The organism is Laspinema sp. D2d (assembly GCF_025370755.1).
Taxonomy (GTDB): Bacteria; Cyanobacteriota; Cyanobacteriia; order Cyanobacteriales; family Laspinemataceae; genus Laspinema.
In genome coordinates this window covers 195,759-210,915 of the sequence record NZ_JAMXFC010000008.1, presented here as the reverse complement: position 1 = coordinate 210,915, position 15,157 = coordinate 195,759, and the positions used below count along the sequence as shown (strand labels likewise).

7 protein-coding genes and 1 riboswitch are annotated in these 15,157 nt (G+C 47.9%); of the genes, 5 read left to right on the top strand and 2 right to left on the bottom strand.

Translation table 11 applies throughout. The features are described 5' to 3' along the window. Positions 1-41: 41 nt before the first annotated feature. The gene (locus NG796_RS08505) at positions 42-185 is read right to left on the bottom strand and encodes a DUF433 domain-containing protein (RefSeq protein WP_261205470.1); all 144 of its coding nucleotides are present in this window, start codon (positions 183-185) and stop codon (positions 42-44) included. A gap of 149 nt (positions 186-334) precedes the next feature. Then, the gene (gene thiC, locus NG796_RS08500; protein ID WP_261205469.1) at positions 335-1,708 is read right to left on the bottom strand and encodes a phosphomethylpyrimidine synthase; all 1,374 of its coding nucleotides are present in this window, start codon (positions 1,706-1,708) and stop codon (positions 335-337) included. 6 nt (positions 1,709-1,714) lie between these two features. Beyond that, positions 1,715-1,810: riboswitch (TPP riboswitch) on the bottom strand. 969 nt (positions 1,811-2,779) lie between these two features. On the opposite strand from thiC, the gene NG796_RS08495 reads away from it, so the two are divergent. From NG796_RS08495 to NG796_RS08475, 5 genes are all read left to right on the top strand, one after another. Then, positions 2,780-3,139, top strand: a complete 360-nt coding sequence (locus NG796_RS08495; RefSeq protein WP_261205468.1) for a response regulator transcription factor — start codon at positions 2,780-2,782, stop codon at positions 3,137-3,139. A gap of 184 nt (positions 3,140-3,323) precedes the next feature. After that, positions 3,324-3,845, top strand: a complete 522-nt coding sequence (locus NG796_RS08490; protein ID WP_261205467.1) for a chemotaxis protein CheW — start codon at positions 3,324-3,326, stop codon at positions 3,843-3,845. Positions 3,846-3,892: 47 nt separating this feature from the next. Then, a complete protein-coding gene (locus NG796_RS08485; protein ID WP_261205466.1) occupies positions 3,893-7,663 on the top strand; it encodes a PAS domain S-box protein in 3,771 nt (1,256 codons plus the stop codon). 713 nt (positions 7,664-8,376) lie between these two features. After that, positions 8,377-12,060, top strand: a complete 3,684-nt coding sequence (locus NG796_RS08480; protein WP_261205465.1) for a PAS domain S-box protein — start codon at positions 8,377-8,379, stop codon at positions 12,058-12,060. Positions 12,061-12,283: 223 nt separating this feature from the next. Next, positions 12,284-15,136 carry a hybrid sensor histidine kinase/response regulator gene (locus NG796_RS08475; RefSeq protein WP_261205464.1) on the top strand — a complete coding sequence of 951 codons (2,853 nt, stop codon included), beginning with the start codon at positions 12,284-12,286 and terminating at the stop codon, positions 15,134-15,136. The last annotated feature ends 21 nt before the right edge of the window (positions 15,137-15,157 follow it).

Here is a 15,157-nt window from a genome sequence, read left to right as displayed (position 1 = left end):
CCCTTCCACTTCCAGTGAGCCTTCTGTTATGGTTTCCCATCTCAGGGAGTAGGGTCAAAAATGAGCGAACCGTAAGTGAGAAGTTCTAGTAAAAATTCCACCGGATAGCGCAACCCTCGAATACAGGGTTTCTCATGACAGATTTCTGGATCAATGGTGATGCGTTGTAAGGGGGAATTATCCATGATGAATCGCTGAATAAAGAATTTTATCTGGCTCAGGATTGCTTACTATTTGGGAGATTATCGCTGCGCTAGGCAGCAAGATGCTCCCAGTTTTTATTAGAAAATAAGGTGGGCAATGCCCACCCTACTATTCTACTATTCTTCTACTCTTAACCTTGAGTGACAGGTTCTTTGGCTAAGAACTTCTCTAATTCGGTTAAGGCGTCGGCGTCTACTTTGGTTTGCATGGGGCAGAATTTAGGACCGCACATGGAGCAGAATTCGGCGGTTTTGTAGATGTCTGCGGGGAGGGTTTCATCGTGGTATTCTCGCGCCCGTTCTGGGTCGAGGGAGAGTTCAAATTGGCGGTTCCAATCGAAGTTATACCGGGCGTGAGAGAGTTCGTCATCGCGATCGCGTGCTCCCGTGCGATGCCGTGCGATATCCGCAGCATGGGCGGCGATTTTATAGGCGATTAACCCATTTCGCACATCTTCGGCGTTGGGTAATCCCAGATGTTCTTTCGGGGTGACGTAACATAACATGGCAGTTCCGTACCATCCCGCCATTGCGGCCCCGATCGCTGAGGTAATATGGTCATATCCTGGGGCAATATCCGTGACTAACGGACCCAGCACATAGAAGGGTGCTTCGGAACACTCTTCCATTTGCTTTTTGACGTTAAATTCAATTTGGTCCATTGGCACATGACCCGGCCCTTCGACCATCACCTGCACGTTATGTTCCCAGGCGCGGCGAGTGAGTTGTCCGAGGGTTTTGAGTTCGGCGAGTTGCGCTTCGTCCGAGGCATCATGTTGACAACCGGGACGGAGGGAATCGCCTAAACTAAAGGACACATCGTATTTTTTGAAGATTTCGATAATGTCATCGAAATGAGTATAAAGGGGATTTTGTTTGTGATGATGTAGCATCCACCGGGCTAAAATTCCGCCGCCACGAGAGACAATTCCGGTAATTCGGTTTCTCACCAAGGGCAGATGTTCGATTAAAATCCCCGCGTGAATGGTCATGTAATCTACACCTTGTTGAGCGTGTTTCTCAATGATGTGGAGAAAATCATTGGGGGTGAGATTTTCCATGTTACCATGCACGCTTTCTAATGCTTGATAAATGGGAACGGTGCCGATCGGGACCGGGGAGGTATTAATAATGGCGGTGCGAATTTCGTCCAGGTTTCCGCCGCCGGTGGACAAGTCCATGACGGTATCGGCACCATATTTAACGGAGAGTTTGAGTTTGTCTAATTCTTCGTTTATATCAGAAGAATTGGGGGATGCCCCGATGTTGGCATTGACTTTACATTTGGAGGCGATACCGATGCACATCGGTTCGAGGTTGAGGTGGTTAATGTTGGCAGGGATAATCATCCGTCCTCGTGCCACTTCGTCCCGAATGAGCTCAACAGGAAGGTTTTCCCGCTTCGCTACATAGTCCATTTCTTCAGTGATGATGCCTTGTCGGGCATAGTTCATTTGAGTAACATTACTTTGGCCCTGACGTTTGGCAACCCATTCTTTTCGCATTTTGAATTCCTCAAATAACAGCTTCCCTCCGCCGGTATTACCCGGACTCAGGTTCTAAGGGTTTGTTCTCAGCCCGTTGGTCGGACACCCCTAGCTCAATTTCGGATTCTATCACTGTTTGTAGAGAAGAGTGATTTGCCTTAAAAATCTTTACAATTGGCCGGGGTCTAGGGAGTTGTACCAGGGGAAGACAACGGTGTTTCTTCAGGAGTTCTCTACCTGAGTTGTAGGCAATTAGGGCCAGAAACCCGGTTGTTTGACCCCGGGATCTAAAACTTTCCGCAAACCTCTCGGGTTTGAGGGTACTCAATTTAGGAAGCTATCACTTTTAGTTTTACCCTCAGATGTGGGTACAGTAGAGTGTAGGCGAGTGGGTTTGTTGAGGGAATTTTTAATTTTTATCAAGGATTTAGGGGTGGACACTATTTTTTTTTGAAGGCACTCGAAAGAATAAAACTTCTAGGGGAGATACTCCCCCCAACCGCCCGGGAGATCCCCCTTTTTTCCCCTTAGATCCCCCTCCCGTCCCCCTTCTTAAGGGGGAAGCCGGAGGAATCAATGTTTATTTAACGGGAGAAGCAAGAGGAATAAATCTTGAGGTTTTGGAGGGTTTTAGTAATGGGTTAAGACTTATAATGCCGCTTTTTTATGGTAATTTCTGGTATAAATTAGAGGATTTTAAGAAAATTGAGCAATCTATTTATGATTTATTTTAAATTAAGTTTGAAAATTATATTAAAATTTATAGACTCTAATATTGCAAGTCATGGTAGAGTTATGTCCCAAGTTTTAGGATGATTTAAGTTTTCTTAACTGAGGTTGGTTATATTAGATCCAGAGCCTACAATGTTGTAGAGTATAGCGGAACTCTGTCACGAGTTAAAGAAATTTTTTATTAGAAATTGATGGAGAATTAAGCTGAATTAAGCGTATTTAAGCAGGACTCGCCCTTGGAGCTATGGCGTGAGTAAACTGTAGATGAGGTTAAAGTTGGGGATAGGGCGGGGAAATTTCTAACTCTCACGCTAAAATAAGATTGGAATAGTCATGCAAAGCGAGGGAAAGGCCCGAATGACCAAAATCTTAGTAGTAGATGATGTGCCGAGTGAACTGGAGATGATTGGCCGGATTTTAAAAAAAGCAGGGATGGAGGTGGTTGTGGCAACCAATGGGGAGGAGGCGATCGCCCGGATTCAGGAGACTGCACCGGATCTGGTCATCCTGGATGTGGTAATGCCTCGCATGAATGGATTTGAGGTGATCCGAGAGTTACGTGGCGATCGCAAGACGTCCAAGTTACCTGTTGTGTTTTGCAGTCAGAAAAATACTGAAATTGATAAGACTTGGGGTATGGATTTGGGTGCCGATGCCTATATTACCAAACCTGTTGACCCCGAGCAATTGATCAATATTGTTGAACGGTTATTGTGAAGAATTCAGCGGAAAGAATTAGGCCGGGTCTTCTCATCCGATGACAAGTTACTTAATTTTTTAAAAGAATAGTTGATACATCTTCCGTTAATTCTTTACCGCTTAATTCTTCGCAATATTTCAGATAACTCAACCGCAAGCCGCTAACATTTAAAGGCTGGATTTTCTCAACATTTAAGACAGTATGACTGGAAAATTGACCCTCAGTTCTGGGATGAGTGAGTTGCCCGGTTCCCCTAATCCCGGGAACCTCAAGCAGTTTTTGTTATTTGGTCAAAGAGAGAGCCTCTTTGCGGTGGATTTGCTGGCAGTCCGGGAGGTGCTATTTTTGGGGCAGCAACCGATCGCGCCGGTTCCAAATACCCGTCATTTTGTCTTAGGATTGACCAATTTGCGCGGAGAAATTTTAGCGGTGGCAGATTTCGGTCGGTTTTTGCGGACCGAGGGAGTGGATAGTCATTCCGTACAGAGTCGAATTTTAATTTTAGAAGCCCCGGATCCCCGAGATGGAACCTTGGTGATGATGCGAATGGGATTAGCCGTTTCTCGGGTGGAAGGGGTGATTTCCGTTCATCTGGATCGCATGGTTTCTAGCATGGATGTGGGGGAAGAACTCGCTCCTTTTTTAAGGGGATTATATGATTGGACGGGACGCTTAGTGATGATTTTAGATGTAGAAGCGATCGCCCAATCTGAAGGGTGGTAAACCGTTTATAACCCCTATCAAATTTTGCTTTACTTTGGGACTGAATTATGCTAATAAACGGAATAGGTTCTCAACTGTATTTCGCCATCGAGAGCAATATTAATTGGGTCGAGATACAAAACCGGGCAGAATGGGTCATTGCACTGTCCTATTTGGGGATAACTGTAATCCTCCTGCAAATCACAATGTCTCGTCTGCATTGCCGTTTTTTATGGATAGTTAGTGCTTTTTTAGCGATCGCCACCGGGAGTCGTTTCTTCCATCTATTCTCCACCCCCGCCCTTCCGGTTTCAACGGCAGGGGAAACCCTCACCTCTGCATTGGAAGGGGTGAGTGCGATCGCCTTGTTGCTTGCCCTATTCGCCTACCGTCAAGGCATCCGGGAAACCCTTGGCAGTGGCATTTTTTCCAGCGGTTCATTCCTGCAAATGGCCCTCGACTCCGTACCTTGGGCGGTATCTTGGCAAGATTCTCAAGGGGTTTACCTGGGAGGAAATCAACGCTTTGCAGAACAAGTGGGGGTGGTATCCCCTGCACAAGTCATGGGTAAAACCGACGGCGCACTCTCTTGGGGGGGTAAACGGTTGGAAAATTGGGCAAAAATTAATCCAGAGGATTCTCAAACCCTGGTAGTCCAAGTGCCGAATTCTCCCCTAGGCGACGGTTCAGAATTGCTTTGGAAAATTCATAAATGGCCCGTTAAAACTCCCCAGGGAAAACCCGTAGGAATCATCTCAACCTATGAAAAAATCCTGGGATATACGGAAGCTATAGGGTCAGATTTCACAGATTTCCTGAATCAAATTGATGAGGGGATTTTGCTTCAGGAGTGGGATGGAACGATTTTAGATGCCAATGAAAAAGCTTGTCAATTGTACGGCATGGAACGAACCCAACTTCGAGGCAAAAACTTTTTTAATCAGTTATCCAGTTTTGGGCAATCTCAGGCGGATTTTGAGGCGGCAGTCAGCAAGGGTGGCTCGTTAAGATGGAAAGCCCTCAAACCGAAAGCAGGTAGTATATTGGATGTAGAAGTTTCGGGAAAACGGCTCACCCTGGTAGATAATCGTGAGGTGATTGGGTTGAGTGTGCGAGACATCAGCCATTGCTTGAAGCTGGAAACCGAACTGCGCCAACGGGAAGAAGAATTCAAATTATTTCTGGAACATCTTCCGGCAGCGGTTGCCATGCTTGATCGCCAGATGTGCTATTTGGTAGCCTCCCAACGGTGGGTGAAAGATTATAAACTGGATAAGAGAGAAGATTTCCAGAGTGTTAAAAACATTATTGGGCGATCGCACCACGAGCTATTTCCGGAACTGCCTGATCATGTAAAAGATATGCTACAGCGCGTCTTAGGGGGAGAATCCTTTAGCTGTGATGCGGAAGGTTATACCCGGGTAGATGGGAGCATTGATTGGGTGAAATGGGAGATGTATCCCTGGCGCGATCGCCAAGGAGAAATCGGCGGCATTATGCTACTGACGGAAGTGATTACAGAGCGCATTCAAGGGGAACAAGAACGAATGCGATTGTTTAATCTCGTTGAGTCTAGTCTGAACGAAATTTATATTTTTGACGTGGATACCCTACGCTTTGAATATGTCAACAAAGGAGCCTGTCTTAATTTAGGGTATTCTCAGGAAGAAATCCTCCAAAAAACACCAATGGATATCAATCCAGAGGTGGTAAGTTTAGCAGAAGCTAAAAATGCTTTCATGCCATTATTAGAGGGTCACCAACAGAGAATGCGGTTTGAAGGAATCCATCGCCGCGCTGATGGGAGTATGTATCCGATTGAGATGTATCTTCAAATCGCCCAGCAGACACCAAAACTCTCCTGTGTGGCGATCGCCTTAGACATTACGGAACGGAAACAAGCCGAACGCGCTTTACAAGAAAGTGAACAACAATTTCGGTTGATGGCGGATACAGTTCCGGCCACAATTTGGATTGCCGGTCCCGATAAACAGGTTACCTATTTTAACAAACGATGGGTCGATTTTACGGGACGACCGTTAGAAAAAGACCTTGGTTATGGCTGGATGCAAATTTTGCATCCCGATGATAAAGACCGCTGCATTAATGTTTATCAAACCGCCTTTGAAGAACGCCAACCCTTCCAATTAGAAGTGCGATTCAAACGGTGGGATGGGGAATATTGTTGGAGTTGGATGAGTGGATTACCGAGGTTTGATCGGGAAGGGAAATTTTTCGGATATATTGCCTCGGGGTTAGATATTACTGAACGAAAACAAGCGGAAGAAGCGCGCCGAGAAAGTGAAGAAGGATTTCGCGCCCTGGTCGAAAGTGTCAAGGATTATGCCATTATTCGACTGGATGTAGCGGGTCGGGTAGCCAGTTGGAATGCGGGAGCGCAAAGAATTAAAGGGTATCGTGCACCCGAAATTCTGGGTCAACCTTTTCAGCGGTTTTATACCCTAGAGGACCGCACCAGTGGTAAACCAGAAGCGGAACTTAAGGCAGCCGAAACCGAGGGGCGGTTGGAAGATGAAGGGTATCGGGTCAAAAAAGATGGGAGTAAATTTTGGGCGAATGTGTTAATCACACCTTTACGGAATGCCAAAGGAGAGTTGCAGGGATTCTCTAAGATTACCCGAGATGTGACTGAACAGCGGCGGAATCAAGAAGCCCTAGAACAGTTAGCCGCAGACTTAGAAAATCGAGTCGCTCAACGTACCCAAGAGTTGCAGGAAATCAATGATAAACTGCAACAAGAAGTGGGCGATCGCATCGGTGCTGAAGCGGAAAAAACCCAGTTAATTGCCGACCTGGAAATTATGTCTGCTCAACGGCAAGCGGAGATGGATTCCCTAACTCAACAAGTGGTCAAAATGTTGGGAGAAATTAAAGGAGCAGCCAAAGGGGATTTAACCGTTCGGGCTGCAGTCACTAATGACATTTTAGGGGCATTAGCCGACTCGTTTAACTTTTTGATTTCCTCTTTACGCAAAGTGGTCAAGGGAGTTCAAAAACTGGCAACCGAAGCCAATGCGGCCACGGGGGAATCGATTTCTAATACTCAAGAATTGGCGCAACAAGCCCAAGAACAAGCTGAAAAAATTGAGGAGACGATTCAGAAAATTCAGAAGATTGTGAACTCGATTGAAGAAGTGTTTACCCTGTCTCAACAAGCGGAAAATGTGGCGCAACAAGCGGCCAAAAAAGCGCAAGTGGGGGGAGAGTCGGTGGATCGGGCGGTGGCTGCGATTAACGAACTGCGACAAACCCTTTCTCAAACGGGGAAAACCATCGAACGGTTAGGGGAGAGTTCGGGACAGATTGGTAAAATTGTGACTTCGATTTCGCAAATTGCGGCTCAAACCAATTTATTGGCACTTAATGCTACGATTGAAGCGGCCAGAGCCGGAGAGCAAGGGTTGGGTTTTGCTGTCGTCGCTGAAGAAATCCGCAAGTTAGCCGATCGCTCAGGATTGGCAACGGAGGAAATTTCTGAAATAGTTGAACAGATCAGGAGTGAAATTGGACGGGCGATTGTAGCGATGGAAGCAGGTACTCAGGAAGTGGCGATCGGAACTAAACTAGCTGCAGAAGCTAAGACCCATTTAATCGAGATCATCGAAGTCAGCGGGGAAATGAATGCCTTGGTAGAAAATATTACCCTCGCAGCTACGAAGCAGACAAATAGTGCTACGGAGATTGTGAGTATGATTCGTGCCGTCAGTGCCATTTCTGGCAATACAGCAGAAAAATCAGTGCAGGTTCAGAATTCCCTAGATGGTTTGGCGATCTCAGTAGAAAGTCTTCAGCAATCTGTGGCCCATTTCCGAAGTTAACCTAGGCTCATGCAATACTCAACCGGGTAGGGTTTTCGGTTCTGTATGCTTTTTCTCCTCCTGGAGATAATTTTTCAAGGGCATCTACAGCCTCAACTCAAGGGGACTCAAAACCAGGTTGCGGTTTTGAAGGAGTGGCAGTTGATTAAGCAAGCTTTTCAAGAGACCCCGTTGATCTTCCCTGTAGGATACTGATGCCTAGAACTTCCCCCGATTTGGGGAAATACTAAGCTTGGAAGGTGAGGCGGTAAGCCTTTCTGTTGGGGGTAAAGTCCATTAAGGATCCCCCTAAATCCCCCTTAAAAAGGGGGACTTTCCCGGGAGACTTTCCCGATCGCCCTAAATCCCCCTTAAAAAGTGGGAACTTTCCCGATCGCCCTAAATCCCCCTTAAAAAGTGGGAAATTTCCCGATCGCCCCCGTGATAGAAACATTGATTCCTCTGGCTTCCCCCGTTAAATAAATATTGATTCCTCTAGCTTCCCCCGTTAAATAAACATTGATTCCTCTGGCTTCCCCCTTCTTAAGGGGGACGGGAGGGGGATCCAAGGGGAACAGGAGGGGGATAATCAGGGGGACGGGAGGGGAATTTAAGGGAGAGCGAATCAACGTACTTCATGAATGTGAAAATTGCTATAGATCAACTGCCCCTCATCTCTATTCTGTCCCTGATTCTGACCCCTCTCAACGCCGTTACTGATTGACGCACCCTGTATGTTGCACCCCTTATCTACCCTCCTCACGGCCAATTTTATTCCCCACGGTCATTGCTACCTGTGGAATCCGTTTTTAGTTTGGCTGCACGTGGGATCGGACTTTGCGATCGCATTGGCCTATTTTTCGATTATGGCGATGTTGATTTATTTTGTCCGACAACGGCCAGATTTACCCTTTAGTCGGATTTTTCTGTTATTTGCAGCCTTTATTATTAGCTGTGGATTCACCCATTTGATGGAAGTTTGGACCCTTTGGCATCCAGACTATTGGGTTTCCGGGAGTATCAAAGCCCTTACCGCTGGCATTTCCCTGGTAACGGCCCTAGAAATGGTCCCGACTCTGCCAGTCGCCCTATCCCTCCCCAGTGCGAAAGCGGCACTAGAGGAGGCCAATAAAGCCCTGCAAGGGGAAATTAAAGAACGCCAACAAGCAGAAGCGGCCCTGAAACGATTGGCGAGCATTATTGAAAATACCCCCGATTTTGTCGGCATCTGCGACAGTCAGGGGAAGGGTATTTACCTGAATCCAGCCTGCCGCAAAATGACGGGGATTCCCAAGGATCAACCCGCCTCGGATTTCACCCCCTTTGATTTTGTCCAAGAAGGACCCGATCGCCAGAGATTAGAAGAGGCGATGGCAACCACCCTTACCCAGGGGGTTTGGAGTGGAGAAACGGTGATCAAACGCCGCAATGGGGAATGTTTTCCCGCCTCCCAAGTGATCCTCGCCCACAAAAAAGATAATGGGGAAATTGAGTCGATTTCGACGGTGATTCGGGATATTAGCGATCGCCAAGAACAACAAAACGCCCTCGCCGAGAGTGAAGAACGGTTCCGGCAGTTGGTGGAAAATGCGGCGGATGCCTTTTTCTTGACCACCTTAGATGGCAAAATCTTAGCCGTGAATCAGCGGGCTTCGGAAAGCTTAGGATACAGCAAAAATCAACTGTTGACCTTGAATTTAGACGCGATTGAACCCCGATTTCGCACCGAGGAACGCACCCTAGCGGTGACTCAGTTGCCTCCTAGCGAAGCCCTCACCCTGGAAAGTCTCCATCGTCGCGCCGATGGGAGTACCTTCCCGGTAGAAATCCGCCTGGGCAAATTTTCCCGCCAGGGAGAAACCCTCCTGCTGGCGCTAGTCCGGGATATCAGCGATCGCAAAGCCATTGAGAAGGCATTAGAAGCCGAACGCCAGCGACTCACTAACCTGTTTGATGGGATTCCCGCCTTCCTCTATCTCGTCGATCGCAGCAATGCAGTCCAGTTAGCCAACCGCCAATTTATCGAGTTCTTTGGGGACCCGGGTTCCGCTGCCACCCTCTTGAACCCCGGTGGTAAACTGTACTCCGAGATTCGGACCCAAGTCTTTGAAACCAAACAGCCGCAACAGTGGGAATGGCAAGACCCTAACACCGGGCGCACCTACCAAATTTATGATTATCCCTGTAACGATGTGGATGGGAAACGGCTAGTCCTAGAAATGGGTATCGACATCAGCGATCGCAAACAAGCCGAAAAAGCCCTTCAAACGTCCGAAGCACGCTTCCGTTCCCTCATTGAAGCCACCTCTCAAATCATTTGGAACACCGCTGCCGATGGCGAATTCGTCACGGAACAACCCGCTTGGAGTCGCTTCACCGGCCAAACCTTTGACCAATACAAGGGGCATGGATGGCTCAATACCCTTCATCCCGATGAGCGTGAACAGACGGCCCAAGCCTGGTCCCAGGCGGTCCAAAATCGAGCGCTTTATGAAGTTGAATACCGTCTGCGCCGTCACGATGGCGAGTATCGATATATGAGTGTTCGCGCCGTCCCCATTCTCAACACCAGTGATGGCAGTATTCGGGAATGGTTAGGGGTTTGCAGCGATATTACGGATCGCAAATTAGCCCAAGTCACCTGCGATCAATTCTTTACCATTTCCCTGGATCTACTGGTTATCTTTGACTTTAATGCCGTATTTCAACGGATTAATCCCGCTTGGACAAGCACCTTGGGCTATAGTGCAGCCGAACTAATCGGGAAACCCTGTTTTGATTTCATTCATCCGGATGATCACGAATCCTCCCTTGCCGAAGCCCAAAAACTAACCACGGGTATAGAAACCATCTATTTTGAAAATCGCTACCGCTGTAAAGATGGCTCTTATAAATGGTTAGCTTGGAGTGTGAATCCTTCCAACGAACAGCAACTGCTCTATGCCGTTGCCCATGATATCACCCCCCTCAAACAAACCGAGGAACAATTTCGATTGCTGGCGGCGGAACAAGCCCAACTGCTTCAAGAACTCAAAACTCGCCAAAATGCCCTTGATGAAGCGGCGATCGTCAGTGAAACTGATAGCGAGGGCAACATTACCTTTGTAAATGATAAATTCTGTGAAATCTCCGGATACTCTCGCCCCGAACTTATGGGCAAAAATCATCGCATGATTAACTCCGGATATCATCCCAAATCCCTCTTTGAGGAAATGTGGAAAACCATCAGCGGCGGTCGAATCTGGAAAGGAGAACTCAGAAACCAGACTAAAACCGGAGGATATTATTGGGTAGATACTACCATTTCTCCCATTTTTGATGCTCACGGCCACCTCGCTAAATATATTGGCATCCGGTTTGATATCACCGATCGCAAAAAAGTCGCCCAAGAGTTGGAAAAATTTGCTCAAGAACGTAAAGCGGAAGCTGATGCCCTCACGGAACAGGTCCTCAAACTCTTAATGGAAATTAAAGGGGCAGCTAAAGGAGATTTAACCGTTCGGGCTGAAGTTAACAATAATGTTCTCGGGGCTTTAGCCGACTCGTTTAATTTTTTGGTTTCTTCCCTCAAAAAAGTCGTAACCGGGATTCAAGAACTCGCCACGGAAGTCCGCAGCGCCACCCGGGAATCGATCGCCAACACCCAAGATTTAACGGAACGGGCGGGAGAACAAGCTCAACAAGTTGAGTTCTCCTTGCGCCAAATTGAGCGCATGGCTAACTCCATTCAAGACATCTGTACCGTGGCTCAAAAAGCCGAAAATGTCGCCCATCAAGCCGCCGAAACGGCGGAAGTGGGAGGCCAATCGGTAGATAGAGCGGTTGAAGGCATCAACGAACTGCGCCAAACCATTTCCCAAACCGGGAAAATGATTAAACGGTTGGGAGAAAGCTCTCAGCAAATTGGTAAAATTGTGACCTCAATTTCTCAAATTGCTGCTCAAACTAACTTATTGGCCCTGAATGCTACCATTGAGGCGGCCCGCGCCGGAGAACAGGGATTAGGCTTTGCAGTAGTGGCCGAAGAAATCCGCAAATTAGCCGATCGCTCAGGTTCCGCAACGGAGGAAATTTCCGAAATTGTCGAACAAATTAGAAGCGAAATTGGACGGGTTACTGAAGCAATGGAAGCAGGCACTCAAGAGGTAGTTGCGGGGACTAAATTAGCCGCTGAAGCCAAACATCATTTAGTCGCTATTATTGAAGTGAGTCGGCAGATGAATGCCCTAGTTCAAAATATCACCCGGGCAGCAACCAATCAAACCGAAAATGCTTCCGAAATTGCCGCCGTGATGCAAAAAGTTAGCTCCATTTCTACTACAACTGCCGAAAAATCCGTGCAGGTTCGCCAGTCTTTAGATGGACTGGCGATCGCAGTCACTCAACTTCAGGATTCAGTTTCTAATTTCCGCAGTTAAATTAGGAAACCTAACCCCCAAACCCCTTCCCTCCTAGGGAAGGGGGGCCGGAAAGCCTCGTTGTCTCTCTCCTTTTAGGAAAGGACCAGGAAGAGGTTCAAATCCGAGGGTTTTTGGAGGTGCATCTACTGATTTCATACTCAACGAATCTTGAAACAGGAAGGGCTGAATCCGCCTGTGATTGCGTCGAATTTGGTCACGGACACTTGTACTCTGCACCATCATGTCATCATTAATGGACTTTAACGATATTCAAGAACTACTGGGGGCATTTATTGCCGAAACCGATGAGTTTTTACAGAGTTTAGAAACTCAGTTGTTGGCAATGGAACAAATCGAGACCGCAGAAGCTCGAAAAAGCACCATTAAGGAAATGTTTCGGGCGGCGCACTCCATTAAGGGTTCGGCGTTGATGTTTGGCTTTCAGTCCCTATCGACTGCGGCACACCGGATAGAAGATTGTTTTGCAATTTTGCGCGATCGCCCGGAAGATACTCCTCTGAGTAGTCGTTCTATTACTCAACTCCTCCAAGGGGTGGACCTGTTAAAAAAACTCACCGCCCAATCTACCGCCCTCGTCCAAGAAAAGCAAGAAGAAGACCCCAAAGATTTCCAAGCGGATTTGGAGGCGATCGCCCTCATCAAACAAGAGTTAGAAACCGAATGCGGCAGCTTAAAAAAACCGGCAGACTGGATGCAAAAACATCCCGCCAATACCGGAATAATTCAGGCAATTTTCCAACAAGATTTACCCCCGATCTTTAACCGCCTAGAAACTGAACTCTCCCAAATGCAAGAGGAGACAGTCGAAGAATCTTGTCGGGTTTTTAATGAAATTTATTATCAGCTTTCCGGTTTATCCGGAATGTTGGAAGTTCCGGAACTGGGTGAAATTGCCGAATCCCTGCGGACTGCTGTGGATAACCCCAATTTGTCCGTAGAAGACCTAAAAAAATTGGGGTGGGCGATCGCTCAAAATTTAGAAACGGTTCGAGAACAAATCTTACAAGAATTACCCATCGTCTTACAACCGATGGAACTTCCGGAACCCACCCTGGATGATATCACCATTTCTGCGGTTCCTTCTCCCCCTCCTCCCCTCCCCTCCGACAGTCCCCCCACTGCACCCCCTGCCGACCCCTCCCTACTGCCGAGTGCTACCCCCAGCGAATCGGGAGTCAAACCCACCATCCGAGTCGAACTCGATCGCCTCACCGAACTGGTGGACCTCGTGGGAGAATTAGTGATCAGTCGCACCCATTTAGAAGTTCAGGAAACCCAACTGCGTGGGGAAGTCAAACGTCTGCGACGACACATCCGCGATTTGAATCAATTTGGGATACAACTGCGGGAAGAATATGACCGCCTTGCGGGAGAAAAAAGCCATCAGGGTCGAAATATCCCGCATCCCCTGGGGTTCGACGCCCTAGAAATGGATCATTATACGGAGTTCCATGATCTCGCCCGAGAAACCATTGAAACCACCCAGGCGATCGCTCACTCCAGTACCAAAATCGACGAAGTAGCGCTCAATCTGGACCGGAGTACCGATCGCCTCCGACGAATTTGCGATCGCCTCCGGTCTCAAGTCATGCAGTTGCGCGTCGTCAGTTTCAGTCGCGCCGTGGATCACCTCCCTCGTGCCATCCGCGATATGTCTCGCACTTATAACAAAGATGTCAACCTCCTCCTCATCGGACGAGATACAAAAATCGATGAAAGCTTATTACACGCCTTGCGCGACCCCCTGGTACATTTAGTGCGAAATGCCTTCGACCACGGCATTGAATCCCCCGAAGACCGCAAAGCAGTCGGCAAACCTCCTAACGGCCAAATCGAAATCGAAGCGCGCCATCAAGGGGGACAAACCATCATCACTATTTCCGATGACGGTCAAGGCATCGACCCGGAAATCATTCGGTCTCGTCTGGTCGAATTAAATCTCGTCTCTGAAGAACAGGCCCTAGAACTCTCCCTCAACGAACTCTACGACTTCCTATTTTGGTCCGGATTCAGTACCAAACGTGAGGTCAGCGATTTATCAGGACGCGGGGTCGGTTTAGACATCGTGCGAAGCAATTTGCGCCAAGTGCGAGGTACTGTTAAAGTAGACTCTCGCATCGGTCGGGGAACTACCTTTATCATTAAACTCCCCTTGATGCTTTCGATTTCCGATGCCTTATTAGTCCGAATCGAACATCATACCCTCGCCTTACCCCTGGATGCCGTAGAAGAAATTCTGCACGTTAACGCCAGTGAGATCCAGATGGCGATGCATCAACCGATGTTACGGTGGCGGGATGAGTATATTCGGTTAGTTCCCTTAAATCATTTACTCCATTACAACGAGTCCTCGCGGGATATTCCTTCTCCGATTCCCGTTGGAGAAGATTATATGCCGGTGCTGGTTTTAAGCGCTAGTGAAGGGATTCTGGCGATCGTGGTCGATCGCCTCGTCGGCCAACAGGAACTGGTGGTTAAACCCCTCCCTCAACCGTTATCCAAACCCACCGGCATCCTCGGTTGTACCATTCTCGGAGATGGGGAAGTCGTCAGCATTCTCGATGTAGATGACTTGATAGGACAACTCCATCCTCACGTGCAAAAAGCCGTGGTTATCCCCACGGAGAGTCCTGCACGCAGTACCCTTCTCCCCCCAGGCACGCGTTCTCCCGTCCCCCTGCTTCCCCCCCTACCCTCTCAACCCCAAATTTTAGTGATTGATGACTCTTATACCATTCGCCAAATGCTCTCGTTAACCCTCACCCGTGCTCGCTATCGCGTTGCGCAGGCCAAAGATGGTCAAGATGCGCTGGAACAATTGCATCAGGGGTTAAAATGTGCCTTGATTATTGCTGATATTGAAATGCCCCGTATGGATGGGTTTGAATTCCTCGCAGCAGTCCAAGAAAATTCCCAGTTTTCCCAAATTCCCGTCGCGATGTTGACCTCCCGCAGCGGTGCTAAACATCGACAACGCGCCCTCGATTTGGGTGCAGTTAAATATTTTACTAAACCTTATAATGAACGTCAATTATTAAGTGCGATCGCTCAATTAATTGGAGCAACTCTATAGCAGTTCCTAGTAAAGTTCTAA

Excerpts from the sequence above, each read along its gene's own strand:
- NG796_RS08495 (WP_261205468.1), top strand. The coding sequence starts at position 2,780 with ATGACCAAAATCTTAGTAGTAGATGATGTGCCGAGTGAACTGGAGATG.
- NG796_RS08490 (WP_261205467.1), top strand. The coding sequence starts at position 3,324 with ATGACTGGAAAATTGACCCTCAGTTCTGGGATGAGTGAGTTGCCCGGT.
- NG796_RS08505 (WP_261205470.1), bottom strand. The coding sequence starts at position 185 with ATGGATAATTCCCCCTTACAACGCATCACCATTGATCCAGAAATCTGT.
- NG796_RS08485 (WP_261205466.1), top strand. The coding sequence starts at position 3,893 with ATGCTAATAAACGGAATAGGTTCTCAACTGTATTTCGCCATCGAGAGC.
- NG796_RS08480 (WP_261205465.1), top strand. The coding sequence starts at position 8,377 with ATGTTGCACCCCTTATCTACCCTCCTCACGGCCAATTTTATTCCCCAC.
- NG796_RS08475 (WP_261205464.1), top strand. The coding sequence starts at position 12,284 with ATGTCATCATTAATGGACTTTAACGATATTCAAGAACTACTGGGGGCA.
- thiC (WP_261205469.1), bottom strand. The coding sequence starts at position 1,708 with ATGCGAAAAGAATGGGTTGCCAAACGTCAGGGCCAAAGTAATGTTACT.